Genomic DNA, 24067 nt, shown 5'->3' on the forward strand with positions numbered 1-24067 from the left:
CCGTCTCCGATCAGCACACCACGCCCGCGTGAATCCGTTATATCCGCATAAGTTCTCCAGGAGCACCTCATGCGAACCCAGAGCCGACGAACGCCCCGCGCCCTGTTTGCGGTGGCCGCCGCAGGAACGCTGATCACCCCGCTGCTCGCCGGCTGCTCGGGCGCCGGCGCGGGCGGCGGTTCCTCCGCCCACTCCATCAACGTCCTGATGGTGAACAACCCGCAGATGGTCGAGTTGCAGAAGCTCACCAAGGCCAACTTCACCAAGGACACCGGGATCAAGGTGAACTTCACCGTCCTTCCCGAGAACGACGTCCGGGACAAGATCAGCCAGGACTTCGCCAACCAGGCCGGCCAGTACGACGTCGCGACCCTCTCCAACTACGAGATCCCGATCTACGCCAAGAACGGCTGGCTGGAGCCGATGGACTCGTACGTCAGGAAGGACACCGCCTTCGACCAGCAGGACATCCTCAAGCCGATGCGGCAGGCCCTCACCGCGGCGGACGGCAAGCTCTACGGCGAGCCCTTCTACGGCGAGTCGTCCTTCCTGATGTACCGCAAGGACGTCTTCCAGAAGAAGGGGCTGACCATGCCGGCCCGTCCCACCTGGCAGCAGGTCGCCGACCTGGCCGCCAAGGCGGACGGCGCCGAGTCGGGCATGAAGGGCATCTGTCTGCGCGGGCTGCCCGGCTGGGGCGAGATGCTGGCCCCGCTGACCACGGTCGTCAACACCTTCGGCGGCACCTGGTTCGACAAGGACTGGAAGGCCCAGCTGGACGCCCCCGCGTTCAAGCAGGCCACGCAGTTCTACGTCGATCTGGTCCGCAAGCACGGCGAGTCGGGCGCCGCCCAGTCCGGGTTCGCCGAGTGCCTGAACGACATGACGCAGGGCAAGACCGCGATGTGGTACGACGCCACCTCCGGCGCGGGCTCCCTGGAGGCCGCCGGCTCCCCGGTCAAGGGCAAGATCGGATACGTCCCGGCGCCGGTCGAGAAGACCGACAGCTCCGGCTGGCTCTACACCTGGGCGTGGGGCATCCAGAAGGCGTCCAAGAACCCCGGCGACGCCTGGAAGTTCATCTCGTGGGCGTCGGGCAAGGACTACGAGAAGCTCGTCGGCGAGAAGGCGGGCTGGGCCAACGTGCCGGCCGGCAAGCGCACCTCGACGTACGACATCCCGCAGTACCGCAAGGAGGCGGCCGCCTTCGCGGACGTCACCCGGGACGCCATCGCCAGCGCCAGGCCAAACGACCCGGGCGTGCAGCCGCGGCCCGCGCCCGGCATCCAGTTCGTCGACATCCCCGAGTTCACCGACCTGGGCACCAAGGTCTCCCAGGAGATCAGCTCCGCCGTCGCCGGCCAGCAGTCCGTGGACGACGCGCTGAAGAAGGCCCAGAAGCTCGCCGAGGCCGTCGGCAAGAAGTACGAGGGATCATGACCGCCACCGCCTCTGCCCGGGTCGCCGCCGCCACCGCGCGGCCGGCGCCCCGGCCGCCCTCCGACCGTCTGCGGGCCTGGGCCACCCGGGCCCCGCTGCTGCCCGCGCTGGTCTTCATGATCGTGGTGACCCAGCTGCCGTTCGTGGCGACCGTGGTGATCTCGTTCTTCGACTGGAACGCCCTGTATCCGAAGGACCGCCACTTCACCGGCATCGACAACTACCGCCAGGTCCTGACCGACCCGGATCTGCGCCACTCGGTGTGGACGACGGTCCTGCTGACGGTGACCGTGGTGCTGGTCAGCCTGGTCCTGGGGCTCGGGGTCGCGCTGCTGCTGAACCGGAGGTTCCGGGGCCGCGGCGTGGTCCGCACGATGATGATCGCCCCGTTCCTGATCGTCCCGGTCGCGGCGGCGCTGCTGTGGAAGCACGTTCTCTACAACCCCGAATACGGCCTGCTCAACGGCCTGTTGCACTACGTCGGCGGTCCGCAGCCGGACTGGATCTCCGACACCCCGCTGCTCGCGGTGGAGGCCGCCCTGGTGTGGCAGTGGACGCCGTTCATGATGCTGATCCTGCTGGCCGGCCTGCAGAGCCGCGACCAGCAGCAGCTGGAGGCGGCCCGGGTGGACGGCGCGAGCGACTGGCAGATCTTCCGCTACCTGACCCTCCCGCACCTGCGCCGGTACCTCGAACTCGGCGGCCTGCTGGGCTCGATCTACATCGTGCAGAACTTCGACGCGGTCTTCACGATCACCTCCGGGGGCCTGGGCACCGCCAACCTCCCCTACACCGTCTACCAGAGCTTCTACCAGGCGCACGAGAACGGCCTCGCGTCGGCCGCGGGCGTCGTGGTGGTCATCGGCTCGATCATCATCGCGACCTTCGCCCTGCGTGTGGTGTCGTCCCTGTTCCGCGAGGAGGTGTCCCGCGCATGAACCCCGCCCTGACGGTCGTACGGCGAGGCGGACTCGGGCTGGTCGCGTGGCTGACCGGGATCGTGTTCTTCCTGCCCATCGCCTGGATGGCGCTGACGTCCTTCCACTCCGAGTCGGACGCGGCGACCAACCCGCCGTCCTTCACCGCCGCCCTCACCCTGGACGGCTACCGCGAGTTCTTCGGCGTCGGCGGCGGGGCGAGCCCGTGGCCCGCCCTGATCAACTCGACGATGGCGTCGGTGGCCTCGACGCTCTTCGTCCTCCTCCTGTCCTTCCCCGCGGCCTACGCGCTGTCGATCCGCCGGGTGCGGAAGTGGACGGACGTCCTGTTCTTCTTCCTCTCCACGAAGATGCTGCCGGCCGTGGCGGGCCTGCTGCCGATCTACCTGTTCGCCAAGAACGCCGGGATGCTCGACAACATCTGGCTCCTGGTCATCCTTTACACCTCCATGAACTTGCCGATCGCGGTGTGGATGATGCAGTCCTTCCTCGCCGAGGTCCCGGTCGCGGTCATCGAGGCCGCGCGGGTGGACGGCGCCCGGCTGCCGACGATCCTCGCGCGCGTGGTCGCCCCGATCTCCCTGCCGGGCATCGCCGCGACCGCCCTGATCTGCTTCATCTTCAGCTGGAACGAACTGCTCTTCGCCCGCGTGCTGACGGGTGTCGTCGCCGAGACCGCCCCTGTCTTCCTGACCGGCTTCATCACCAGCCAGGGCCTGTTCCTGGCGAAGGTGTGCGCCGCGTCGCTCGTCGTCTCCCTGCCGGTGCTCGCCGCGGGGTTCGCCGCCCAGGACAAACTCGTCCAGGGCCTGTCCTTGGGAGCCGTGAAATGAAGGCCGCCGTCATCGAGTCCGTGGGCCGCGCCGTCGTCACCGAGGTCCCCGACCCGGCACCCGGCCCCCGGGAGGTCGTCGTGGAGGTGGCCGCCTGCGGTCTGTGCGGTACCGATCTGCACATCCTCCAGGGCGAGTTCGCCCCCAAGCTGCCGATCGTGCCGGGCCACGAGTTCGCCGGCGAGGTGGTCGGCGTCGGCTCCCAGGTGACCGAGGTGGCGATCGGCGACCAGGTCGCGGTCGACCCGTCCCTGTACTGCCACGAGTGCCGGCAGTGCCGAGGCGGCCACAACAACCTGTGCGAGCGGTGGGCCGCGATCGGCGTGACCGTGCCGGGCGGGGCCGCCCAGTACGCGGTGGCCCCGGCCGCCAACTGCGTCAGGCTCCCCGAGCACGTCCGCACCCAGGACGCGGCCCTGGTCGAGCCCCTGTCGTGCGCGGTGCGCGGCTACGACATCCTCCGGTCCCGGCTGGGCGCGCATGTGCTGATCTACGGCTCCGGGACCATGGGCCTGATGATGCTGGAGCTCGCCAAGCGGACCGGCGCGGCGAGCGTGGACGTGGTGGACCTGAACCCGGCCCGCCTGGAGACCGCGCGGCGGCTCGGTGTCTCCGGCTCCGCCGCGGGCGCCGACGAGCTGGACCGGCCGCAGGGCTGGGACGTGGTGATCGACGCGACCGGCAACGCGGCGGCGATCCAGGACGGTCTGGAGCGGGTCGCCAAGGCGGGCACGTTCCTCCAGTTCGGGGTCGCCGACTACGCGACGCGGGTGACGATCGATCCGTACCGCATCTACAACCAGGAGATCACCATCACCGGCTCCATGGCCGTGCTGCACAGCTACGAGCGGGCGGCGGAGCTGTTCGCGAACGGGGTGCTGGACCCGGACGTCTTCATCAGCGACCGGCTGCCGCTGGACAGCTATCCGCAGGCGCTGGAGCAGTTCGCGGCGGGGGTGGGACGGAAGATCGTGGTGGTCCCCTGAGCCGATCGGGGGCCCGTCCCCGGGTAAGGGAACGGTAAAGCGGTGTTGTGCGTTCATTGGGGCATGACAGCTATGACCCCTGGCTCGAACATCCCTCTCCCCGCTCCCCGGGTGGCGGTGGACGTCGCCGCCCCGGTGCGGCTCGACGTTTCGGGCCTGCTGCTCACGGGCGACGGCAAGGTGCGCTCCGACGACGACTTCATCTTCTACAACCAGCCGAACGGGCCGGGTGTGACGTACCGCTCCGGCGGCGGTACGTCCCCGGACGCGATCATCGTCGACACGGCCGTCGTGCCGCCCGGGATCGAGAAGATCGTGGTCACCGCGAGCCCCGACGCGGCCGGCCAGACCTTCCAGGGCGTCGAGCCGACGGCGACGATCCGCAACGCGGACGACGGCTCGGTGCTGGCCACGTTCACGCCGCCGCAGCTGGGCACGGAGACGGCCCTGGTGGTCGTCGAGATCTACCTGCGGGGCGGCGCGTGGAAGGCCCGCGCGGTGGGCCAGGGGTACGCCGACGGGCTGGCCGGGATCGCGACGGACTTCGGCGTGACGGTGGAGGAGCCGACGCCCGCCCCGGCCGCCCCCGTCGCCCGGTCCGCACCCCAGCCCGCGCCGCCGGCGGCTCCCCCGGCCCCGCCCGCGCCGCCGGCCCCGGGCACCGGGAAGATCAACCTCGACAAGGGCAGGGTCAGCCTCCAGAAGAACCAGACCGTGTCCCTGGTCAAGGGCGGCAGTCCGCTGCTCTCCCAGGTCAAGATGGGCCTGGGCTGGGAGCCGGCGTTCCGTGGCAAGGACATCGACCTGGACGCCTCGGTCATCGCCTACGGCCCGCAGCGCGACCACGTCGACAGCTGCTACTTCGGCAAGCTGTCCATCCTGAACGGCGCGATCAAGCACTCCGGCGACAACCTCACGGGCGAGGGCGGCGGCGACGACGAGGTGATCGTGGTCGACCTCGGCCGGATCCCCCCGGAGGTCACCGGCCTGGTCTTCACGGTCAACTCGTTCTCCGGCCAGAAGTTCACCGAGGTCGCCAAGGCCTACTGCCGGCTGCTGGACGCCGCGAGCGGCGAGGAGCTGGTCCGCTTCGACCTCACGAGCGCCGAGGCGCAGACGGGCGTGATGATGGCGAAACTGGTCCGGCAGTTCTCCGGGGAGTGGGACATGACGGCGATCGGCTCGTTCGTGAAGGCCCGCACGGTACGGAACATGGTGAAGCCGGGGGCGGAGGCGCTCTGACGCCGGCTCCGCGACGGGCGTGCGGCCGTGGGCGCTACGGCCGCAGCCCCTCCGTGAGCAGTGCCAGATAGCGCCGGATCTCCCTGCCCTGCCCGTTGGCCAGTTCCGAGGCCGTGGCCAGTCCGTGCGCGAGGCGCAGGACCTCGATCGGCTCGATGTCGGGACGCAGGGTGCCTTCCTTCTTGGCCGCGTCCACCAGGCGGGTCGCCGCGCCGCGGACCGTCGTTCCGCAGGCCGCGACCGTGGCCGAACTGCCGTCCGTGACGGCCGAGCCCAGCAGGGCCTTCAGACCGCGCACCTGGATGGTGGCGACGCACAGTTCGTTCAGCCACTCCGTCAGCGCCGCGCCCGGTGGCAGCTCCGCGGCGAACTCGTCGGCCTTCGCCGCCAGCCCTTCCAGCCGGTCCACGAACGCGGCCTCCAGCAGCGCCTGCCGGGTCGGGAAGTGCCGGTAGAGCGTGCCGGAGCCGACGCCCGCCCGTTTGGCGATGTCGTCCAGCGACGCGTTCTCCCCCTGCTCGGAAAAGGCCTCGACGGCGACCGCCAGCAGCCGCTCGTAGTTGCGCCGAGCGTCCGCACGCATGGGCCTGACCTGCGTCATCCAGTTACTCCTTGCGAACCGGGGACTCTCTCCGTATCTTATCGGAGACTAAACGGAGACAGTCCCCACTTACCGCCGTGCGCTCCACGGGCAGTCCGCCTGCCCGTACTTCTCCATGCCCGCGCCGGGGACGCACAGACCGGGAGAACCTCATGTCCGCCCCGTCCAGCCCGCCCGCCCCGTCCACCGCCGCCGACGCCCCGCCGGGCACCCCGCACCCCGCCAGGCTCGGCTCCGCCCTCCTTGTCATCGTCGCCGCCTACATGATGGTGGGCGTCGACTCCACCGTCGTCAACGTCGCGCTGCCCGACATCCAGCAGGGCCTGGGGTTCAGCCGTACCGGCCTGTCCTGGGTGCTCAACGCCTACACCCTCGCGTTCGGCGGTCTGTTACTGCTCGGCGGGCGGGTCGGCGACATCGTCGGCCGCCGTCGGACGCTCGGTGCCGGAGCGCTGCTCTTCGCGCTGGCCTCACTGCTCGGCGGGGTCGCCGCGGAGGGCGGCTGGCTGCTGGCGGCACGCGCGCTGCAGGGCGTCGGCGCCGCGCTGATCGCGCCCAGCACCCTGGCCCTGATCACCACCAACTTCCCCCAGGGCCCGCGCAGGCACCGCGCCCTGAGCGTCTACTCCTCCATGGCGGGCATCGGCGGCTCCGTCGGCCTGGTCCTCGGCGGCATGCTCACGTCGTGGGCCTCCTGGCGCTGGGCCCTGCTCATCAACGTGCCCATCGGCATCGCCCTGTTCCTGGCCCTGCCCCGGTTCGTCGCCGAGACCCCGCGCCACGCGGGCCGCTTCGACCTCGCGGGCGCGCTGACCGGGACGGCCGGGACGACCTCGCTGGTGTACGCGTTCATCCGGGTCTCGGAGCAGGGCTGGACCGACACCCGGTCCCTGCTCGGGTTCAGCTGCGCCGTCGCGCTCCTGTCCGGCTTCGCCCTGGTCGAGTCCCGGGCCCTCCAGCCGATCATGCCGCTGCGGCTGTTCGCCGACCGGGACCGGGCGGGCGGCTATCTCACCATCATGCTGCTGCCCGCCGGCATGTTCGGTGCCTTCTACTTCCTCACCCTCGTCTGCCAGCAGGTCCTGCAGTACAGCCCGTTGCGCGCCGGGTTCGCGTTCCTGCCCATGACCCTGGCCATGTTCACGATGGTGCGCCTGCTGCCGAAACTGCTGGCCCGCTTCGGGACCAAGCCGGTGCTGCTGACCGGCATCTCCCTGCTCGTCGCCGCCGACGGCTGGCTGTGGCGACTGCGGCCCGGCGACGGCTACGCCACCGGGCTGCTCGGTCCGCTGCTGCTGCTCGGCACGGGCGTGGGGCTGAGCTTCATGCCGCTCAACGCGACCATCCTGGCCCGCATCGGGCCGCGGGAGGCGGGTGCCGCGTCCGGTCTGCTGCAGACACTGCAGTGGCTGGGCGGCACCCTCGGACTCGCGGTCCTGGTCACGGTGTACGGCATGGCGACCCGGCACGCGACGGGCACACCGGCCGACATCCTCACCCACGGCGCGGCCCGCGCCTTCGGCATCGGGTCGCTGGTCGCGTTGGCCGCGCTGCTGGTGGCGGGGGTCGTGATCACGGCGCCACGGAAGCAGGAAGCGTGACGGTACGCGTCCCGGGGGGCCGTGCGCCAACTGCCGGTACATGGAGGCGGGTCGCGCAGCTCCCCGCGCTCCTGACGGGGCGCTGGGGGTACGCCCGGCCGAAGGCTGGGGGAGGAACTGCGCGACCAGCCACGACGGCGCCGCAGTCGACAACCGGCGCACACCGCCCGGATGTTCAGCGAGCCGTCTAGAACAAGGCGCTGTACGCGTTCAGCGCAGGCTGGCCGCCCAGGTGGGCGTAGAGGACCGTGGAGTCGGCGGCGATCTCGCCCCGCTCCACCAGGTCCACCATCCCCGCCATCGACTTCCCCTCGTACACCGGGTCGGTGACCATGCCCTCGGTGCGGGCGGCGAGGCGCATCGCCGCCAGGGTGGTGTCGTCCGGGATGCCGTAGATGCCGCCGTGGTACCGGTCGTCCAGCTCCACGGTCAACTCACCCTTGACCCCGATGAGTTCGCCGGTGCGCCGGGCGATCCGGGCCACCTGCTCGCGGGTCTCGGCCGGCTTGGCCGAGGCGTCGATGCCGATGACCCGGCGCTCGCGACCGCCCGCCTCTGCCAGTGCGGCGAACCCCGCGACCATGCCGGCCTGCGTCGACCCGGTCACCGAGCAGACGATCACCGTGTCGAAGAAGACGCCCAGCTGCTGTTCCTGCTCGGCGACTTCGTATGCCCAGCCCGCGAAGCCGAGGCCGCCGAGCGGATGGTCGGAGGCGCCCGCCGGGATGGCGTACGGCTTGCCACCGGCCTCCTCGACCTCGCGCAGCGCCAGCTCCCAGCTCTCCTTGAAGCCGATGCCGAACCCGGCGCGGACCAGGCGTACGTCGGCGCCGGCCAGCCTGCTGATGAGGATGTTGCCGACCTTGTCGTACACCGAGTCCGGCCACTCCACCCAGCTCTCCTGCACCAGTACGCACTTGAGCCCGGCGCGGGCGGCGACGGCGGCGACCTGGCGGGTGTGGTTGGACTGCACCCCGCCGATGGAGACGAGGGTGTCGCAGCCCTTGGCGAGCGCGTCCGCGACCAGGTACTCCAGCTTGCGCGTCTTGTTCCCGCCGTACGCGATCCCGGAGTTGCAGTCCTCCCGCTTGGCCCACAGCGCGGCACCGCCGAGGTGGGCGGTGAGTCGCTCCAGGGGATGCACGGGCGAGGGGCCGAAGAGGAGGGGGTAACGGGCGTAGGAGGAAAGGGACATGGGAGCTCCTGGGGTCAGTCGGGGTCGGCCAGGTCTGCGAGGCTGCGCCAGATGTCCGCCGTGACGCGGACCGCCGCCTCCGTGTCACCGGCGGCACAGGCCGCGATCAGCCGCCCGTGCAGTCCGGCCGAGCGGCAGGAGCCGCCCTCGCCGAAGCGGCGGCGCTCCAGGCGCCGGATGAGCGGGGTGTAGCGGGCGACGGTGGCGGCGGCCGCGCGATTGCCGGCCACCCGGACCAGTACGTCGTGCAGCTCGTCGTCGGCGCGCAGGGCCCCGTCCACGTCGCCGGCCTGTACGGCGGCGGCGAACCGGACGTTGGACGCCCGCATCAGATCCAGGTCGGCGTCCCGCAGCCGGGGTACGGCGGCCCGGGTGACCAGCTCGTGCATGGCGCCGACCACGGCCGCCGCGTCCCGTACGTCAGCGGCCACGACCGGTGTGACCCGGGTGTAGCTCTGCGGCTTGCTCTCCAGGAGCCCCTCGTCGACGAGCCGCGCGAACGCCTCCCGCACGGGCGCCCGGGACAACCCGAGCCGCTCGGCGAGCTCGGCGTCGCGCACCACCGCGCCCGGTTCGATCTCACCGGCGACGATGGCGTCCCGGATCGCGGCGTACGCACGGTCGCGGAGCAGGGTGCGGGCGACGGGTCGCAAGGCCTCCATGAACTGAAATGTTAGATATCAATTTCCTCGCAAACAAGGGTGAGGCAGAGGGCGGCTTCCGGCGGTGACCACAGACATCCCAGAGGGACCGCGACACAATCGGGCGAGTCACGCCCCTTGAGGAGGTAAGCCGTATGAACGCCGCTGACGACCCGGCACAGGCCCAAATCAAGTGGACGGCAGGCGCCTGGGAGCGGCAGCACAGCCAGAGCCTGGACGAGTGGCGAAGATCTGACGCCAGCCTCTCCACGCCACAACTCACCACTCTGTGCCAAGCCGTCAACAGAGCTGCGCATCAGTTGCCTGACGACCCACACGCCTTGGGCGCCCAGTTGCCCAGAACCCGGGGCAACTGCAACGAGCTGTACTTCAGGGACTCAAACGAGACCACCGCATACACGGTGCAGCACCTCACCGATCGATACGGCAGAGTGACAGAGGTACTTGAGCGGCTCTTCACCGCAGGCCATCTGCCACTACGACTCCAGCAGTCTGCGTCGTCCCCTCATCGAAATTTAGCGCGACACAGCAACACTATTTCGATACGGGGACGACTTTAGAAGCTCAGGAGGGGGGTCACTCGTTTGAGTGGCCCAATGCCTCAAGCGCGCTGCTGGCGCTTCCAGGGCCCGGTGATCGCGAGCATGATGCCCGGAGTCTGGATGTTGGCGTACAGGGTCCGGCCGTCGGGCGAGAAGGTGACGCCGGTGAACTCGCTGTACTCGGGCTCCTCCGCGGTGCCGATGTTCAGCTCGTTGCGGGCGATGGGGTAGGTGCGGCCGCTGTCGGTGGCGCCGAACAGGTGCTGGAGGCCCTCGCCGTCCTCGGCGATGACCAGACCGCCGTACGGGGAGACGGTGATGTTGTCCGGGCCGTCGAAGTCGCCCTCCACGGACGGGTCCGGGTTGACGCCGATGCGGACCTTGAGGGTGAGGGTGCGGCGCTTGGGGTCGTAGAACCACACCGAGCCGTCGTGCTGGACGGGGCTCTCCGCACGGGCGTACGAGGAGACGATGTACACGCCGCCGTCGCCCCACCACATGCCCTCCAGCTTGCGGGCGCGGGTGACCTGGCCGGTGGTGAACTGCTTGCGGACGGAGGTGGTCCGCGCGTCCCGGTCCGGGACGTCCACCCAGTCCACGCCGTAGACCGTGCCGATCTTCGTGGCGCGGGAGAGGTCGTCGACGAACTGGCCGCCGGAGTCGAAGCACTTGAACGCCTGCAGGGTGCCGGCGTCGTCGGCGAGGGTGCGCAGCTTGCCGCGGCCGTGGTGGAAGTGCTGGGGCGGGGTCCAGCGGTAGAGCAGGCCGTTGGGGTTGGAGGCGTCCTCGGTGAGGTAGAGGTGGCCGCGCTTCGGGTCGACGACGACGGCCTCGTGGGCGTAGCGGCCGAGCGCCTTGACGGGCTTGGGGTCGCGGTTGGCCCGGCGGTCCTCGGGGTCGACCTCGAAGACGTAGCCGTGGTCCTTGGTGAAGCCGTTGGTGCCGGCCTTGTCCTCGGTCTCCTCACAGGTCAGCCAGGTGTCCCAGGGGGTGTTGCCGCCCGCGCAGTTGGTGGCGGTGCCGGCGATGCCGACCCACTCGGCGACGTGCCCGCCGGGGCGGACCTCGACGACGGTGCAGCCACCGGCGGCGGCCGGGTCGTAGACGAGGCCCTCGGTGAGCGGAACCGGGTACGCCCAGTTGGCGCGGGGGCCGGCCAGCTCGTGGTTGTTGACGAGGAGGGTGGCGCCGCGGGGGCCGTCGAAGGTGGAGGTGCCGTCGTGGTTGGAGGGGGTGAACTCGCCCGATTCCAGCCGGGTCTTCCCGCTGTACGTGATGACGCGGTACTTGAAGCCGGCGGGGAGCGCGAGGATGCCGTCGGGGTCGGGGAGCAACGGCCCGTAGCCGACGCCGCCGTGCGCGTGCCCGTGCGCCGCGTCGGCCGCCTCGGTCTCGGTGGCGGCGAGCGCGTTCGGGGCGGTGGCGAGCGCGCCGACGCTGCCCGCCAGCGCGACACCGGCACCGGTGATCGCGGATTTCCTTGTGAAGTCCCTGCGGGTGAGCGACATGGTGTCTCCTGTGACGGTCGGGTGTCGTGGAGGGTGGCGGGCCTCAACTCGGCGCACACGCTCCCGGCCCTCCTTGAACTCCGGCTGAACGCAGGGCGACATCACGGCCGTCTGTTCCATGAATCCGTAATCCCCACCCCACGCCACCCAAAAGCCCACCCCAAGAGAACCCCCCAGAGCGCCCCATTACCCCTAACCGCTTCACGCCCGCCGCGACAGCGCCTTCATCCCTGCCCGCCGCGACAGCGCTCCCATTCCTTACCGCCACGGCAGCGCTTTCACTCTTTCCCGCCGCAACGGCGCCCAGCCCGAACGGCGGCATCCGGCGGTGCCCAACCTCCCGCACACCCGCACCGCACCGCACCGCATGCACTTGCAACACCGCGCCTGTTGATCTTTTTCCGCCGCAACGGCGCTCAGCCCGAACGGCGGTGCCCGGCGGTGCCACGCCTCCCGCAGGCCCTTTCGGCCCTACCCCCCGTGCTGCGAACGGGCCTTGAACGCCGCCTTGCGGGCCTCCTTGGCCACCTTCTTGTCCGGGTGGAGGCGGCCCATCGCCTCCAGCACGTCGGCCGTGTCGGGGTGGCCCACCCGCCACGCCTGGGCGAAGAACCCGCTGTGCTGCTGGGCGAGGCCCTCCACCAGGGCCTGGAGCTCCTCGGAGTTCCCCTCGGCGGCCAGTTGCGCGGCCACCGTGTCGATGGTCAGCCAGAAGATCATGTCCTGGGAGGGCGCCGGCACGTCGGCGGCGCCGCGTTCGGCCAGCCAGACCCTCGCCAGGCCGCCCAGCTCGGGGTCGCCGAGGACCTCGCGCAGGGCGGGTTCGGCCTCGGGGCCGAGCAGGGACAGCGCCTGCTGGCAGCGCAGCCGCCGCAGCGGGGCGCCGGCGTCCGCTCCGCGCGCGGCGGCCAGCAGCTCCCGGGCGGCCGCGAGGGACTCGCGGCGGGCCAGCCACTGCTCGGTCTCGGCCTGCGCGGCCCCCTGCGGGAACGTGGCGGTCCCGTCGAGCAGCGCGTCCGCGCCCTTGTCGGCGAGCTCCCCCACCGCCGGCGCCTCGAAGCCGGCCTCCAGCAGCCGCGCCCGCAGCCCGTAGGCGCCGAGCGGCGTGAGCCGCACCATGCCGTACCGGGAGACGTCGGCCTCGTCGACCGGCCCCGCCGCCGGCTCCTCCTCCGCGTCGGCCATCAGCGCCTCGTCGACCGGCTGGTACTCGACGAGCCCGACCGGCTCCAGCAGCCGGAACTGGTCGTCGAGCCGCATCATCGCGTCGGAGACCTGTTCCAGGACGTCGTTGGTGGGCTCCCCCATGTCGCTGGGCACGATCATCGACGCGGCGAGCGCGGGCAGCGGCACCGACGTCTCGCCGGGGCCGCCCTCGCTCACGCTCAGCAGGTACAGGTTGCCGAGGACACCGTCGAGGAACTCCGCCTCCGCCTCGGGGTCCCAGCCGAGTGACGAGAAATCGACCTCGCCGCCCTCGTCGAGCGCGTCCACAATTCCGTCCAGGTCGGGCACGCTCGCGTCGGCGATCACGGTCTCCAGCGCGGCCAGCCACACCCCGAGGACGTCGTGCGGTGAGCCCCCGGTGAGCAGCGCCAGCTCCTCCCCCGCCGCCACGGTCCCGGTCTCCTCGTCGGCGATCTCGACGAGTCCGGTGTCCACGGCGACCCGCCAGGCCTCACCGGCGTAGGCGGCGGCGTCGTCCCCGGTGAGCCCGAGCTCGTCGGCGGCGGCCGGGAGCTGCTCCTCGGCCAGTTCACCACCTGCGTCCACGCGGGTGTCGGGGCCGGCCCAGCGGGCGAGCCGGGCGGCCCGGGCGAGCAACGGCGTGGACAGCGCGGCGTGCGCCAGCTCCGCTTCGGAACGCAACCGCACCGGGGGCAGGGGGGCGCTGTCAGACATCGGCTGGTTCTCCTCGGACGCCTCAACGGTCGTACGGCGACTTGGACACCGTATCGACGGCCGTACGGCCACCTGGACGCGGTACGGCTCAGCCGCTCAGCCTAGACGGATTTCCACCCATGCCGCCCGGTTCATCTCCCCGTCGGGCCTCGTACGTGGCTGAAACCTTGACAACTGCCTTGATCAGGCAGGAGATTGACGCGCGTAGAAATCGAGGGAACAACTGTTCACCCGGTATCTACGCGTGTCACGTCCGCGTCACACGGCATACATGAACGTGTCATGAACGCTCCATAAACCGCCCTTGTCCCGGCGCTTCCGATGTCCCCGGAGGGATTCCCTTGCCGAGCAGGTCTTCCGCGCGTCTCGCCGCGCTCACCGTCGCCGCCGTCTGCAGCGCGGCGTCCACCGTCGCCCTCACCTCGCCCGCCCAGGCCGACGGGCTGCGTATCCACGACGTCCAGGGCACCACGCGCATATCGCCGTACGCCGGCCAGAAGGTGACGGACATCCCCGGCATCGTCACGGGCACGCGCACCTACGGCTCCTCCAGAGGCTTCTGGATCCAGGATCCGACGCCGGACGACGACCCGGCCACGAGCGAGGGCGTCTTCGTCTTCACCAGCTCCACCCCGAAGGTCGCCGTCGGCGACTCGGTCACGGTGACCGGCACGGTCTCCGAGTACGTCCCGGGCGGCGCCTCGACCGGCAACCAGTCGATCACCGAGATCACCAAGCCGACGGTCACCACCGTCTCCACCGGCAACGCGGTGCCGGCACCGGTCGTGATCGACAAGAAGTCGGTGCCGAGCGCCTACACCCCCGCGGGCGACACGGCCGCGAGCAACTCGGTCAACGGCCTGACCCTTCGGCCGAAGAAGTACGCCCTGGACTACTACGAGTCCCTGGAGGGCATGAACGTCCAGGTCAAGGACGTCCGCGTGGTCACCGCCACCGACCCGTACGCCGAGCTGTGGGTCACGGTGAAGCCGCACGAGAACCGCACCGTGCGCGGTGGCTCGCTGTACCGCTCCTACCGCGACCAGAACACCGGCCGCCTGCAGATCCAGTCCCTCGGCTCCACCGCCGACTTCCCGGCGGCGAACGTCGGCGACACCCTGTCCGGCGCCACGACCGGCCCGATGGACTACAACCAGTTCGGCGGCTACACCCTCGTCGCGAGCGAGCTGGGCACCCTGAAGAGCGGTGGCCTGCAGCGCGAGACGACGAAGAAGCAGTCGCACGGCCAGCTGGCGGTGGCGACCTACAACGTCGAGAACCTCGACCCCTCCGACGGCACCTTCGCCGCGCACGCCGCCGCGATCGTGAACAACCTCCAGTCGCCCGACATCGTGTCCCTGGAGGAGATCCAGGACAACAACGGCGCGACGGACGACGGCACGGTCGCCGCCGACGTGACGGTGAACAAGCTGATCGACGCGATCGTCGCGGCCGGCGGCCCGAAGTACGACTGGCGTTCCATCAACCCCGTCAACGACCAGGACGGCGGCGAGCCCGGCGGCAACATCCGCCAGGTCTTCCTGTTCAACCCGGAGCGAGTGTCCTTCGTCGACCGCGCGGGCGGCGACTCCACCACCGCGGTGGGCGTCACCAAGGTGCACGGCAAGGCCCAGCTGACGGCCTCCCCCGGCCGCGTCGCCCCGGCGGACTCCGCCTGGACGGCCAGCCGCAAGCCGCTCGCCGGCGAGTTCGTCTTCCAGGGCAGGACGGTCTTCGTGATCGCCAACCACCTGAACTCCAAGGGCGGCGACCAGGGGCTGACCTCGCAGTACCAGCCGGTGGTGCGCAGCTCGGAGACCCAGCGTCACGCGCAGGCGACGCTGGTCAACGCGTTCGTCAGGAACATCCTCGACGTCCAGAAGGACGCCGAGGTCATCGCGCTCGGCGACATGAACGACTTCGACTTCTCCGGCACCACCAAGATCCTGGAGAGCCACGGCGCGCTCTGGTCGGCGATCCAGTCGCTGCCGACGAAGGAGCGCTACACCTACGACTACCAGGGCAACGAGCAGGTCCTGGACCAGATCCTGATCAGCAAGGAGATCCGCGGCAAGGGCGACTTCCAGTACGACAGCGTGCACATCAACTCGGAGTTCCACGACCAGATCAGCGACCACGACCCGCAGGTGCTGCGCTTCCGCCCGTAACCGGACACCGTGGCTCAGGACTGGCTGTACACCCCGTTCAGCCAGTCCTGCCAGGCGGTCTCGTTCGCCTCGGCGTCGGCGTCGGGCGCGAAGTCGTGGATGCTGATGCCGACCGGGGCACCCCAGTGGTTGCGCCCGAAGAACCGGACGAGGGCGTCGTCGGTGCGCAGTCCGATGAAGTACGGGTCGCGGTAGTCCACCACCGCGTCCAGGGCTCGCCCGCCGGGTCCCCGGAGGCTCGTCTTCGCGCCCGCGGCGAGGTCGTCCGGCAGGCCGAGGGCGCGGCCCACGGCCGTGAAGGCGTCCGGCACCTGGGACGCCTCCGGCCCGTTCAGCTGGGCGAAGCTCACCGGACGGGGCGCGAAGTGGGTGAGGTACTCGCGCAGGGTGTGCAGATAGAAGTCGGTGTGCCGGCTCGCGCCGTCGTACTGGTTGTCCCAGTCGTCGGTGAAGATCCCGCTGTGCACGTAGCGCACCCAGGCGCGGCGGCCGCCGTCGCGTTCCTCGATGACGTGCTCCAGCTGGTTGGCGCTCTGCGTCGGGAAGCCGACGTCCGCGCTGCGGGTGACCAGGTGGTGCGGCGGGTCGTAGGCGGTGACGGTGGAGCCGAAGGCCGCCGTGCCGCCCACCCGGGGCTCGGGCGGCTGCATCGGCCACAGGTAGCCGCCGGTGCCGGTGGTGATCGCCTCCCACACCTCCGCGGGCGTGGCGTCGACCTCGAACTCGCGGGCGATCTCGAATTCCTTGGACATGGTGGGGCTCCTGCCGCTCACTGTTCCAGCTCGGGGGTGGGCCGGTCCTTGACCGTGGGATGGACGGCGACCACGATCCGGTGGTCCCGGCCGCCCTCCGCGTCGGGTGCGTCGTACTTGCGGATCAGCGCGCTCACACCCGCCGTCAGTTCCTGCACGAAGGCCGCGCGGTCGGCGGCGGAGGCGAAGCGGACCTCGCCGTCCAGCGCGTACGTCGCCAGCCGCTTGCGGGCCTTGGCGGCCCCGGTGATCAGCATGCCGACATCGCGCACCAGGCGCGCGCCGAGCGCGAGCAGCCAGCGGGCGGAGAGCTGGTCGCGGAAGCGGTCCGGGTCGGGCTGTACGGCGGGCAGGGCGGCCGGCGAGATGACGTACGACGCGGCGGTCGCGCGCATCAGCCGCTCGGTGACATTGCCCTTGCGCCGCTCTCCTGCCAGCTCGACCAGGCCGTGCCGCTCCAGCGCCTTCAGGTGGTAGTTCACCTTCTGCCGGGGCAGCCCTACCCGGCCGGCCAGCATCGTGGCCGACGCGGGCGCGCCGGCCAGTTCGGCGAGCAGCCTGGACCGTATGGGGTCCAGCGACACGACCGCCGCCTCGGGGTCCTCGATCACGGTGACGTCCAGCATGGCTCCACCGTCTCACCGAAAACTTTTTTTGTCCACGCAGGTGGAGTTTTCGGTGAGACGGTGGAGTGGAGCCCTCGGCGGATCTCAGCTGTGGCGCCCCCGGCGCAGCACGCCCACCGTCACCGCGGCGGCGATCGCGCCCGCGATCAGCACCGGCCCCCGGTGCCGTACGACGGCCCGGACGACCATGCGTGCGGGCTGCGGGACCCGGCCCTCGACGGCGCCCCCCGCCACGGCGGCCTTCCCGGACGCCAGCCGCCCGGCCTGCCCGGCCCGTTCCTGGACGGCGTGCCCGGTCCGCAGCGCCCGTTCCTGGAACGTGTGCCGCGCCCTGGCCATCTGCTCCTGCGCCGTGTGCCCGCCCTTCGCCGCCCGGCCCTGGGCCTGGTGACCGGCCCTGGCCGCCCCCTCGCGCAGATGTACGGTCAGCGCGCCGGCCTTGTCCTTGAGGTCGGCGGCGCGCGCCTGGGTGCGGCCCTTGAGGTCGGCCTTCGCCGCCAACGCACCAGCGGTGTCCGTCAGTCGGGCCCCCGTTCCGCGTGCGGTCCTCTTCGTCATGGGTGCTGCCCCTCCTGGTCTCGTCGGCGGTCCGCTCTGCTTCAGAACCTCCGGGTACCCAGGCGGGCCGCTCTCAGCCCTGCTCCCCGTGCTCCCCGCGCTCGCCGAGCTGGGCCAGCCGGCTCTGGAACCAGTCGAGGCGGGCCTGCAACAGGGCCGCCTCCGCGACCAGTTCGGGCACACCGAAACCCTCGTCCGGCACCGGCCGGCCGGCACCGGCCCCGGCGATCACCCGCAGCCCCTGCCCCGCCAGCCGGGCGAAACCGGCGAGCGAGACGGACGCACGCGCGCGTACGCAGCCCGCACAGGCGGCCGACAGGGCGCGCCAACCCGGCCTGCCCCAGCCCGCGTCGGCGAGCGCGACGGCCGGCGCACCGCAGGCGCACGGCCCGACGGTGGCGGTCCGCACCCGCTGCCGGGCACAGCGGAAGCCGCGCTCGAACCGGATGTAGGCGCCGAGGACGGAGACTTCGAGCAGCACGGCGGCCCGGTGCTCGGCGGTGCACAGCAGGGCCTCGGCGGCCTCGCGTCCGTGCACACAGTGGAAGCCGCAGTCGCACAGCCGCGCGGGCGGCCGATGCCGTCGGCCGTAGACGCAGGACGCGTCGTCCAGCACTCCGTACGGCAGCGCGCCGCCCAGCGACACACCGGTGAACCCGGCCCGTGCGCCGTCCTGGGACAGCATCGGGTGGGCGATCTTGTAGCCGGTCGGCGGCTCCGTCGGGCGTTCTGCCGGGAGCCACAGCCTCATCGGGCGGCCGGGGCCTCTTCGGACGCGGACACGACCTGCGGTTCATGGCTCTTGTGGATCTCTTCGGCGAGCCCGGGGCGTTCGGGTACTTCGTCGTGGACGAGCGGCCGCTCCTCGGCGACCCCGGTGGCCAGTGCCTTGCCCAGCTTCATGGCGCCTCCCATGACCCATGACCGGCCGTCGTGACCGCCCCGCCCATAGTGGCCCATGAAGGGCCGAGTTGGACACAGGGCCTCGGATCCCCACAGGTCAACGTCTTAGCATTACTAAGACGTACATGGTAGAAAAATTAAGTAGAGCTAAGTCGTTGCGCTGCCGACACTATCCCCATGACGAACCCACGCGACACCGCCCGCTCGCCCCGCCCCTTCGGCCGCACGCTCTGCGCGATGGTCACCCCCTTCACCGAAGCGGGAGCGCTCGACCTCGACGGCACCCGGCGGCTGGCCGCGCGTCTGGTGGCCGAGGGCTGCGACGGTCTGGTGCTGAACGGCACCACCGGCGAGTCGCCGACCACCTCGGACGCCGAGAAGGCGGAGCTGATCGCGGCCGTCCGGGAAGCGGTGGGCGACCGGGTGCCGCTCGTGGCCGGCGTCGGCACCGCCGACACCCTGCACACCGTCGAGCTGGCGCGGGCGGCGGAGAAGGCGGGCGCGGACGGCGTGCTGGTGGTCTCCCCGTACTACAGCAGGCCGCCGCAGGACGCGCTGGAGGCGCACTTCCTGGAGGTGGCCGACGCCGGCGGGCTGCCGGTGATGCTGTACGACATCCCCGGCCGCACCGGCACCCGGATCGAGCCGGAGACGCTGATCCGGCTCGCCGCGCACCCCCGGATCGTGGCCGTGAAGGACTGCTCGTACGACTTCCTCGGCAGCCAGAAGGTGCTGGCGCGCACGGACCTGGCGTACTACGCGGGCTGCGACGAGCACATCCTCGCCCTGTACGCGGCGGGCGCCGCCGGCTGTGTGAGCACGGTGGCCAATGTCGTCCCGGCCCCGGTCGCCGCGATCCTGGACGCGTTCGACGCCGGCGACACCGCCCGCGCGACCGAACGCCAGCTGCGGGCGACCCCGTTGATCGAGGCGATGACGGCCGCCGGCCTGCCGGGCACGGTCACCTCGAAGGCGCTGCTCGGCGCGCTCGGTCTGCCGTCGGGACCGGTGCGGGCACCGCTGCGGCCCGCCGGCCGGGAGGCGGCCGACGGGCTGCGGGCGGTGTACGAGGAGCTGGTGGCGGCCTGATCAGCGCGACTCGGCGAAGACCGGTGTCCAGCGGCCGGCGTCGCCGTCGTTGCCCTTGCGGAAGCCGCTGAGCGGGACGATCTTGTCGCTGCCGACGGTGACCAGGACCAGGCGGTTGTGGAACTCGTTGCCGCCGTCCTTGCCGATGTCCCAGGCGATGAGGGACCGGTTGTCGGCCCAGGCGAGGAGTTGCTGCCCGTGCACCTCGGTCTTCCTGCCGGTGCCGATGTCGGTGATCCAGGAGGAGGTCTTCATCGTTCTGCCCGCGAAGTCACCGGCGACCCGCTCGCCGTCGGGCGACAGCCCCGCTTCGACGTACCACTTCAGGTTCCGCTCGCCGGCCGGGGCGGGGACCTGGTGGCCGTGGAGGTCGTAGAACTGTATCCCGGGTTCGCCGGTCAGACCCGCCCATACGTACTGGCCGGAGCGGCTGGGGGCGAAGTCCTGGCGGGCGTTGATCGTGGGCAGTCCCATGCTGTCGTGCGGGTTGCCGGCCTTGCTCCAGGAGCCTTTCCCGGAAGCCACGCCGAGGACGTAGAAGCCGGTACGCGGCATGGTGACGGGCAGGGAGACGGAGGTGCCGTCCTGGTCGTCCGCCGCTCTGGTCACCACGTCGGGGTCGGCGGAGTAGGTCGTCGCGACCAGTTCACGGCCGTCGTGGGAGAACGCGACCCCGCCGACCCCGTGCTCGACCGGGATCCAGCGGGCCACCTCGCCGGTGGTGAGGTCGAGCAGGCCGATCCGCCGGGCGGGGAGCGTCCGCTCCAGGACGGCGGCCGTCTTCAGGCCGGGGGCGACGGCGACGTACGACCAGCGGGTGTCCTTCTCGTAGCGGCCGGTGTGCTGGTCCAGCAGCCAGTAGGTGCGGGTGGTGTGGGACCGGCGGGCCGTCTGCCTGACACTGTCGGTGATGAAGTAGGCGGCCATCGTGGCCTCGCCCGCGCGGATCAGCTCGCGGGGCGGCGACTGGTCGGGGTGGGCGCGGGTCTCACCGGGGTCGAGGACGCCGGCGGGCCGTACGTCGTCCTTGCCGCCGTCGAGCAGCGGCACGCCCACCGCGACGGCGACCACGGCCGCGGTGGCCACGGCGACGGAGGCGAGCCGGCGGGCCCGGCGGCGCCGCCGGACGGCCAGCACCTGGTCGGCGAACCCGGCGCGCAGCGGCTGCAGTTCGACGGCCTGCTCGCGCAGTGCGTCGCGCAGGAGTTCCTCGGCGTTCACGGCCGCACCTCCACGGGCGAGCAGTCACGGGACGGCGGCTGGTCACGGCCGGTGTCGGGGGCGAGGGCGGCCAGTTCGGGCGCGAGGGTGCGCAGCCGGGCCAGGGAGCGGTGGGTGGTGGACCGTACGGTGCCGACGGAGCAGCCGAGCAGCCGGGCCACGTCGGCCTCCGGGAGGTCCTCGAAGTAACGGAGGACCAGGACGGTGCGCTGGCGGGTGGTGAGCCGGGCCAGGGCCGCGCGCAGGACCAGGCGCAGCTCGGCGGTGGCGGCGGCGTCGGGAGCCGGCTGGCTCTCCGGTGGTTCGGCGACGCTGAGTTCGCGCCGCCGCCACTTCAGCCGCCAGCGGCTGATCTGCTGCCGGTAGAGGACCTGCCGTACATAGGCCTCGGGCTCGTCGATCCGCTGCCAGCGGCCGGCCGCCTTGATCAGGGCGTTCTGCAGCAGGTCCTCGGCGGCGTGCCGGTCGCCGCCGGTCAGCAGCACGGCCGTCCTCAGCAACGCCGTGGCCCGGCTGTCCACGAACTCCCGGAAGCTCTCCTGCAGTTCCGCATCCATCGTCACCGTCTCTTCCCCCGGGCCCACCTGATGTCCGGGCCCTCCACCCGTGGTGACGCGTGCGGCGCGGCGCCACTATGTCTGCCCGGCGCGAGAATATTCACCGGCGCTCCGCGCGCCCGCTGCCGTACGTTGGCCCCGTGAGCCGCCCCCTGCTGTTCCTGGACGTCGACGGCCCCCTCAACCCGTACGCGGCCAAGCCCGAACGACGCCCCGAGGGTTATACGACGATCCGGGCGAGCGTCCACCCGGGGCGCCCGCTGCGGGTGTGGCTCAACCCCTCGCACGGCCCGGCGCTGCTCGCCCTCGGCTACGAGCTGTGCTGGGCGACCACCTGGATGGCCGAGGCCAACCGCTGGATCGGCCCGGTCGTCGGCCTGCCCGAGCTGCCGTACGTCGACTTCGGCCGGGGCCTGCTGGCCGAGCGGCCGGACGGCGTCCACTGGAAGACGGAGGCGATCGTGGCCTACGCCGGGGGACGGCCGTTCGCCTGGGTGGACGACGAGCAGAGCCCGGCGGACACCCGGTACGTCCGGGCCCACCATCCCCGCCCCGCCCTGCTGCATCATGTCGACCCCCGGATCGGGCTGCGCGAGGCCGACTTCACGGCACTGGCGGAGTTCCGGTCCTCCCTGCCGGACGACGACTGAGCGCCCTCCCAGCCGGAAGGGCGCTCAGCTCGACGGCACGGCGGCGTACGTCAGTTGTGGCTGTGCAGGATCTCGTTCAGGCCGCCCCAGACCGCGTTGTTCGGGCGGGCCTCGACGGCGCCGGTGACCGAGTTGCGGCGGAAGAGGATGTTGGACGCGCCGTTCAGCTCGCGGGCCTTGACGATCTGGCCGTCGGGCATGGTGACGCGGGTGCCCGCGGTGACGTACAGGCCGGCCTCGACCACGCACTCGTCGCCGAGGGCGATGCCGACGCCCGCCTCGGCGCCGACCAGGCAGCGCTCGCCGATGGCGATGATGACGTTGCCGCCGCCGGACAGCGTGCCCATGGTGGAGGCGCCGCCGCCGATGTCCGAGCCGTCGCCCACCACGACACCGGCCGAGATCCGGCCCTCGACCATCGAGGTGCCGAGGGTGCCGGCGTTGAAGTTGACGAAGCCCTCGTGCATCACGGTGGTGCCCTCGGAGAGGTGCGCGCCGAGGCGGACCCGGTCGGCGTCGGCGATGCGCACGCCCTTCGGGGCGACGTAGTCCGTCATCCGCGGGAACTTGTCGATCGAGGTCACCTGGAGGTGCAGGCCCTCGGCGCGGGCGTTGAGCCGGACCTTCTCGAGGTCGTCGACGGCGACGGGGCCGAGGGAGGTCCAGGCGACGTTGGCGAGCAGGCCGAAGATGCCGTCCAGGCTCTGGCCGTGCGGCTTGACCAGGCGGTGCGAGAGCAGGTGCAGACGCAGGTAGGCGTCGTGGGTGTCGAGCGGCTTTTCGTCGAGGGAGGCGATGACCGTACGGACCGCGACGACCTCGACACCCCGGCGGGCGTCCGGGCCGAGCGCCTTCGCGGCGCCCTCGCCGAGCAGTTCCACGGCCTTCTGCGCGGACAGCCGCTCGGTGCCGGACGGGCCGGGCTCGGCCAGCAGTTCGGGGGCGGGGAACCAGGTGTCGAGAACGGTGCCGTCGGCGGCGATCGTGGCGAGGCCCGCGGCGGCGGCACCGGTGGAACGAGGAGCAGTGGTGTCGGTCATGAGGGCAACCTAACCGGCCGGGGGCCGGGGAGGCGAACCAGCGTGCGGGGCGTCTCAGGGGACGGGCGGCGAAGACGCGCCGGGCCCCGCCCGCGCTCCCCGGAACGCCTCCGTTCAGGGAATCACCCGCCCCAGCGCCTCCCGGGCGTACCCCTCGTCGTACGGCGTCCCCGTCAGCAGCACCTGGAGGCAGATCCCGTCCATCAGTGCGACCAGTGCCCGTGCCGTGACCGGGTCGGTGCGCCGGGCCAGCCGTTCGGCGAGGTCGTCGGCCCACTCGGCGGCGACGGGGCGCAGGGCCGGGCGGCGCAGGGCGGCGAGGTAGAGCTCGTACTCCAGCTCCACGGCGGTACGGTCACCGCTCAGCCAGTCGCCGAGGATCCGGGCGAGGGTGGTGGCGAGGTCCGCCGAGGGTTCGTCCAGGCCTCCGTACGCGGCGACCGCCTTGGCGAAGCCCTCGTTGGCCTGGCGCAGCGCGGCGACCATCAGCTCGTCGAGGGTCTTGAAGTGGTAGGTCGTGGAGCCGAGCGGGACATCGGCCTCGGCGGCGACGGTGCGATGGCTCAGTCCGGCGAGCCCCTTCTCGCCGACGACCCGGATCGCCGCCTCGATGATCCGCTGCCGGCGATCGGGGTCGTAACGGCGGGGCATCAGTGCGCGCCTCCCAGGTTCAGGACCACCACTCCGCCGACGATCAGCACGATCCCGGCCACCTTGGCCAGGGTCAGCGCCTCCCCGAACAGCAGCAGGCCCAGCACGGCGATGGCGGCGGTGCCGGCCCCGGACCAGATCGCGTAGGCCGTGCCGATCGACACGGTCTTCAGCGTCTGGGCGAGCAGCAGGAACGAGACGACGTATCCCAGTGCCGTCAGCAGCGAAGGCCAGAGTCTGCTGAAGCCGTCCGCGTACTTCATCGCCGTCGTGGCGGCGACCTCGGCGGCTATGGCGCCGGCGAGCGTCAGATATCCCATGCGTACGAGTGTACGCAACGTTGCGTACGGTCGTACACAACCATGCCGGGACCGCCCCGGCCTCAGCGCACGGGACCGCCCC

Annotated in this window: 24 protein-coding genes; 9 read left to right on the forward strand and 15 right to left on the reverse strand. The window is 71.5% G+C overall.

Going from position 1 to position 24067, the window contains the following annotated elements; genetic code table 11:
• Positions 1–69 precede the first annotated feature (69 nt).
• From OHB00_RS13095 to OHB00_RS13115, 5 genes are all read left to right on the forward strand, one after another.
• Entirely contained in the window at positions 70–1440 is a 1371-nt protein-coding gene (locus OHB00_RS13095; RefSeq protein ID WP_406434440.1) for an ABC transporter substrate-binding protein, read from the forward strand.
• The gene (locus OHB00_RS13100; RefSeq protein ID WP_406434442.1) at positions 1437–2378 is read left to right on the forward strand and encodes a carbohydrate ABC transporter permease; all 942 of its coding nucleotides are present in this window, start codon (positions 1437–1439) and stop codon (positions 2376–2378) included. Before OHB00_RS13095 ends, OHB00_RS13100 begins: the two co-directional genes overlap by 4 nt.
• On the forward strand, positions 2375–3211 hold the full coding sequence (locus OHB00_RS13105; protein WP_406434444.1) for a carbohydrate ABC transporter permease: 837 nt from the start codon (positions 2375–2377) through the stop codon (positions 3209–3211). The genes OHB00_RS13100 and OHB00_RS13105 overlap by 4 nt, the downstream gene beginning before the upstream one ends.
• The gene (locus OHB00_RS13110; protein ID WP_406434446.1) at positions 3208–4197 is read left to right on the forward strand and encodes a zinc-dependent alcohol dehydrogenase family protein; all 990 of its coding nucleotides are present in this window, start codon (positions 3208–3210) and stop codon (positions 4195–4197) included. The genes OHB00_RS13105 and OHB00_RS13110 overlap by 4 nt, the downstream gene beginning before the upstream one ends.
• 72 nt (positions 4198–4269) lie before the next feature.
• On the forward strand, positions 4270–5439 hold the full coding sequence (locus OHB00_RS13115; RefSeq protein ID WP_406445755.1) for a TerD family protein: 1170 nt from the start codon (positions 4270–4272) through the stop codon (positions 5437–5439).
• 34 nt (positions 5440–5473) lie between these two features.
• Here the strand turns inward: OHB00_RS13115 and OHB00_RS13120 are convergent, their stop codons facing one another.
• The gene (locus OHB00_RS13120) at positions 5474–6040 is read right to left on the reverse strand and encodes a TetR/AcrR family transcriptional regulator (protein ID WP_406434448.1); all 567 of its coding nucleotides are present in this window, start codon (positions 6038–6040) and stop codon (positions 5474–5476) included.
• A 152-nt stretch (positions 6041–6192) separates the two neighbouring features.
• On the opposite strand from OHB00_RS13120, the gene OHB00_RS13125 reads away from it, so the two are divergent.
• Positions 6193–7641: an MFS transporter gene (locus tag OHB00_RS13125; RefSeq protein WP_406434450.1), complete on the forward strand. Its 1449-nt coding sequence runs from the start codon at positions 6193–6195 to the stop codon at positions 7639–7641.
• A gap of 187 nt (positions 7642–7828) precedes the next feature.
• Here the strand turns inward: OHB00_RS13125 and OHB00_RS13130 are convergent, their stop codons facing one another.
• From OHB00_RS13130 to OHB00_RS13145, 4 genes are all read right to left on the reverse strand, one after another.
• Entirely contained in the window at positions 7829–8836 is a 1008-nt protein-coding gene (locus OHB00_RS13130) for a 1-aminocyclopropane-1-carboxylate deaminase (RefSeq protein WP_406434452.1), read from the reverse strand.
• Between the two features lie 14 nt (positions 8837–8850).
• Entirely contained in the window at positions 8851–9498 is a 648-nt protein-coding gene (locus OHB00_RS13135; RefSeq protein WP_406434454.1) for a GntR family transcriptional regulator, read from the reverse strand.
• A 601-nt stretch (positions 9499–10099) separates the two neighbouring features.
• Positions 10100–11548 (reverse strand): alkaline phosphatase PhoX, encoded by a 1449-nt coding sequence (locus OHB00_RS13140; protein WP_406434456.1) that lies wholly within the window; start codon positions 11546–11548, stop codon positions 10100–10102.
• A 471-nt stretch (positions 11549–12019) separates the two neighbouring features.
• Positions 12020–13450, reverse strand: a complete 1431-nt coding sequence (locus tag OHB00_RS13145) for a hypothetical protein (protein ID WP_406434458.1) — start codon at positions 13448–13450, stop codon at positions 12020–12022.
• 341 nt (positions 13451–13791) lie between these two features.
• Between OHB00_RS13145 and OHB00_RS13150 the strand changes: the two genes are divergently transcribed.
• The gene (locus tag OHB00_RS13150) at positions 13792–15618 is read left to right on the forward strand and encodes an endonuclease/exonuclease/phosphatase family protein (RefSeq protein ID WP_406434460.1); all 1827 of its coding nucleotides are present in this window, start codon (positions 13792–13794) and stop codon (positions 15616–15618) included.
• 14 nt (positions 15619–15632) lie between these two features.
• On the opposite strand, the gene OHB00_RS13155 is transcribed toward OHB00_RS13150, so the two are convergent.
• The 5 genes from OHB00_RS13155 to OHB00_RS13175 form a co-directional block, all read right to left on the reverse strand.
• Positions 15633–16370 carry an SRPBCC domain-containing protein gene (locus OHB00_RS13155; protein WP_406434462.1) on the reverse strand — a complete coding sequence of 246 codons (738 nt, stop codon included), beginning with the start codon at positions 16368–16370 and terminating at the stop codon, positions 15633–15635.
• 17 nt (positions 16371–16387) lie between these two features.
• Positions 16388–16996 (reverse strand): ArsR/SmtB family transcription factor, encoded by a 609-nt coding sequence (locus tag OHB00_RS13160; protein ID WP_406434464.1) that lies wholly within the window; start codon positions 16994–16996, stop codon positions 16388–16390.
• 84 nt (positions 16997–17080) lie between these two features.
• Positions 17081–17554 carry a hypothetical protein gene (locus OHB00_RS13165; RefSeq protein ID WP_406434466.1) on the reverse strand — a complete coding sequence of 158 codons (474 nt, stop codon included), beginning with the start codon at positions 17552–17554 and terminating at the stop codon, positions 17081–17083.
• Positions 17555–17627: 73 nt separating this feature from the next.
• A complete protein-coding gene (locus OHB00_RS13170) occupies positions 17628–18305 on the reverse strand; it encodes a hypothetical protein (protein WP_406434467.1) in 678 nt (225 codons plus the stop codon).
• A complete protein-coding gene (locus tag OHB00_RS13175; protein ID WP_406434469.1) occupies positions 18302–18457 on the reverse strand; it encodes a hypothetical protein in 156 nt (51 codons plus the stop codon). Before OHB00_RS13175 ends, OHB00_RS13170 begins: the two co-directional genes overlap by 4 nt.
• A gap of 177 nt (positions 18458–18634) precedes the next feature.
• Here OHB00_RS13175 and dapA point away from each other — a divergent pair, with 177 nt between their 5' ends.
• Positions 18635–19546 (forward strand): 4-hydroxy-tetrahydrodipicolinate synthase, encoded by a 912-nt coding sequence (gene dapA, locus OHB00_RS13180; RefSeq protein WP_406434471.1) that lies wholly within the window; start codon positions 18635–18637, stop codon positions 19544–19546.
• On the opposite strand, the gene OHB00_RS13185 is transcribed toward dapA, so the two are convergent.
• On the reverse strand, positions 19547–20767 hold the full coding sequence (locus OHB00_RS13185) for a WD40 repeat domain-containing protein (protein ID WP_406434473.1): 1221 nt from the start codon (positions 20765–20767) through the stop codon (positions 19547–19549).
• On the reverse strand, positions 20764–21324 hold the full coding sequence (locus tag OHB00_RS13190; RefSeq protein ID WP_406445757.1) for a SigE family RNA polymerase sigma factor: 561 nt from the start codon (positions 21322–21324) through the stop codon (positions 20764–20766). The genes OHB00_RS13185 and OHB00_RS13190 overlap by 4 nt, the downstream gene beginning before the upstream one ends.
• Positions 21325–21464: 140 nt before the next feature.
• Between OHB00_RS13190 and OHB00_RS13195 the strand changes: the two genes are divergently transcribed.
• Positions 21465–21974, forward strand: a complete 510-nt coding sequence (locus tag OHB00_RS13195) for a hypothetical protein (RefSeq protein ID WP_406434475.1) — start codon at positions 21465–21467, stop codon at positions 21972–21974.
• A gap of 50 nt (positions 21975–22024) precedes the next feature.
• Here the strand turns inward: OHB00_RS13195 and dapD are convergent, their stop codons facing one another.
• From dapD to OHB00_RS13210, 3 genes are all read right to left on the reverse strand, one after another.
• Positions 22025–23014 (reverse strand): 2,3,4,5-tetrahydropyridine-2,6-dicarboxylate N-succinyltransferase, encoded by a 990-nt coding sequence (gene dapD / locus OHB00_RS13200; RefSeq protein WP_406434477.1) that lies wholly within the window; start codon positions 23012–23014, stop codon positions 22025–22027.
• 114 nt (positions 23015–23128) lie between these two features.
• Positions 23129–23665 carry a TetR/AcrR family transcriptional regulator gene (locus tag OHB00_RS13205; protein WP_406434479.1) on the reverse strand — a complete coding sequence of 179 codons (537 nt, stop codon included), beginning with the start codon at positions 23663–23665 and terminating at the stop codon, positions 23129–23131.
• On the reverse strand, positions 23665–23985 hold the full coding sequence (locus OHB00_RS13210; RefSeq protein ID WP_406434481.1) for a DMT family transporter: 321 nt from the start codon (positions 23983–23985) through the stop codon (positions 23665–23667). The genes OHB00_RS13205 and OHB00_RS13210 overlap by 1 nt, the downstream gene beginning before the upstream one ends.
• Positions 23986–24067 lie beyond the last annotated feature (82 nt).

This window comes from Streptomyces sp. NBC_00631 (genome assembly GCF_045206895.1).
Lineage (GTDB): Bacteria > Actinomycetota > Actinomycetes > Streptomycetales > Streptomycetaceae > Streptomyces.

Excerpts from the sequence above, each read along its gene's own strand:
- OHB00_RS13205 (WP_406434479.1), bottom strand. The coding sequence starts at position 23,665 with ATGCCCCGCCGTTACGACCCCGATCGCCGGCAGCGGATCATCGAGGCG.
- OHB00_RS13155 (WP_406434462.1), bottom strand. The coding sequence starts at position 16,370 with ATGTCCAAGGAATTCGAGATCGCCCGCGAGTTCGAGGTCGACGCCACG.
- OHB00_RS13190 (WP_406445757.1), bottom strand. The coding sequence starts at position 21,324 with ATGGATGCGGAACTGCAGGAGAGCTTCCGGGAGTTCGTGGACAGCCGG.
- OHB00_RS13110 (WP_406434446.1), top strand. The coding sequence starts at position 3,208 with ATGAAGGCCGCCGTCATCGAGTCCGTGGGCCGCGCCGTCGTCACCGAG.
- OHB00_RS13165 (WP_406434466.1), bottom strand. The coding sequence starts at position 17,554 with ATGACGAAGAGGACCGCACGCGGAACGGGGGCCCGACTGACGGACACC.
- OHB00_RS13145 (WP_406434458.1), bottom strand. The coding sequence starts at position 13,450 with ATGTCTGACAGCGCCCCCCTGCCCCCGGTGCGGTTGCGTTCCGAAGCG.
- OHB00_RS13100 (WP_406434442.1), top strand. The coding sequence starts at position 1,437 with ATGACCGCCACCGCCTCTGCCCGGGTCGCCGCCGCCACCGCGCGGCCG.
- OHB00_RS13175 (WP_406434469.1), bottom strand. The coding sequence starts at position 18,457 with ATGAAGCTGGGCAAGGCACTGGCCACCGGGGTCGCCGAGGAGCGGCCG.
- OHB00_RS13125 (WP_406434450.1), top strand. The coding sequence starts at position 6,193 with ATGTCCGCCCCGTCCAGCCCGCCCGCCCCGTCCACCGCCGCCGACGCC.
- OHB00_RS13170 (WP_406434467.1), bottom strand. The coding sequence starts at position 18,305 with ATGAGGCTGTGGCTCCCGGCAGAACGCCCGACGGAGCCGCCGACCGGC.
- OHB00_RS13130 (WP_406434452.1), bottom strand. The coding sequence starts at position 8,836 with ATGTCCCTTTCCTCCTACGCCCGTTACCCCCTCCTCTTCGGCCCCTCG.
- OHB00_RS13160 (WP_406434464.1), bottom strand. The coding sequence starts at position 16,996 with ATGCTGGACGTCACCGTGATCGAGGACCCCGAGGCGGCGGTCGTGTCG.
- dapA (WP_406434471.1), top strand. The coding sequence starts at position 18,635 with ATGACGAACCCACGCGACACCGCCCGCTCGCCCCGCCCCTTCGGCCGC.
- OHB00_RS13135 (WP_406434454.1), bottom strand. The coding sequence starts at position 9,498 with ATGGAGGCCTTGCGACCCGTCGCCCGCACCCTGCTCCGCGACCGTGCG.
- OHB00_RS13105 (WP_406434444.1), top strand. The coding sequence starts at position 2,375 with ATGAACCCCGCCCTGACGGTCGTACGGCGAGGCGGACTCGGGCTGGTC.
- dapD (WP_406434477.1), bottom strand. The coding sequence starts at position 23,014 with ATGACCGACACCACTGCTCCTCGTTCCACCGGTGCCGCCGCCGCGGGC.
- OHB00_RS13210 (WP_406434481.1), bottom strand. The coding sequence starts at position 23,985 with ATGGGATATCTGACGCTCGCCGGCGCCATAGCCGCCGAGGTCGCCGCC.
- OHB00_RS13095 (WP_406434440.1), top strand. The coding sequence starts at position 70 with ATGCGAACCCAGAGCCGACGAACGCCCCGCGCCCTGTTTGCGGTGGCC.
- OHB00_RS13115 (WP_406445755.1), top strand. The coding sequence starts at position 4,270 with ATGACCCCTGGCTCGAACATCCCTCTCCCCGCTCCCCGGGTGGCGGTG.
- OHB00_RS13120 (WP_406434448.1), bottom strand. The coding sequence starts at position 6,040 with ATGACGCAGGTCAGGCCCATGCGTGCGGACGCTCGGCGCAACTACGAG.
- OHB00_RS13140 (WP_406434456.1), bottom strand. The coding sequence starts at position 11,548 with ATGTCGCTCACCCGCAGGGACTTCACAAGGAAATCCGCGATCACCGGT.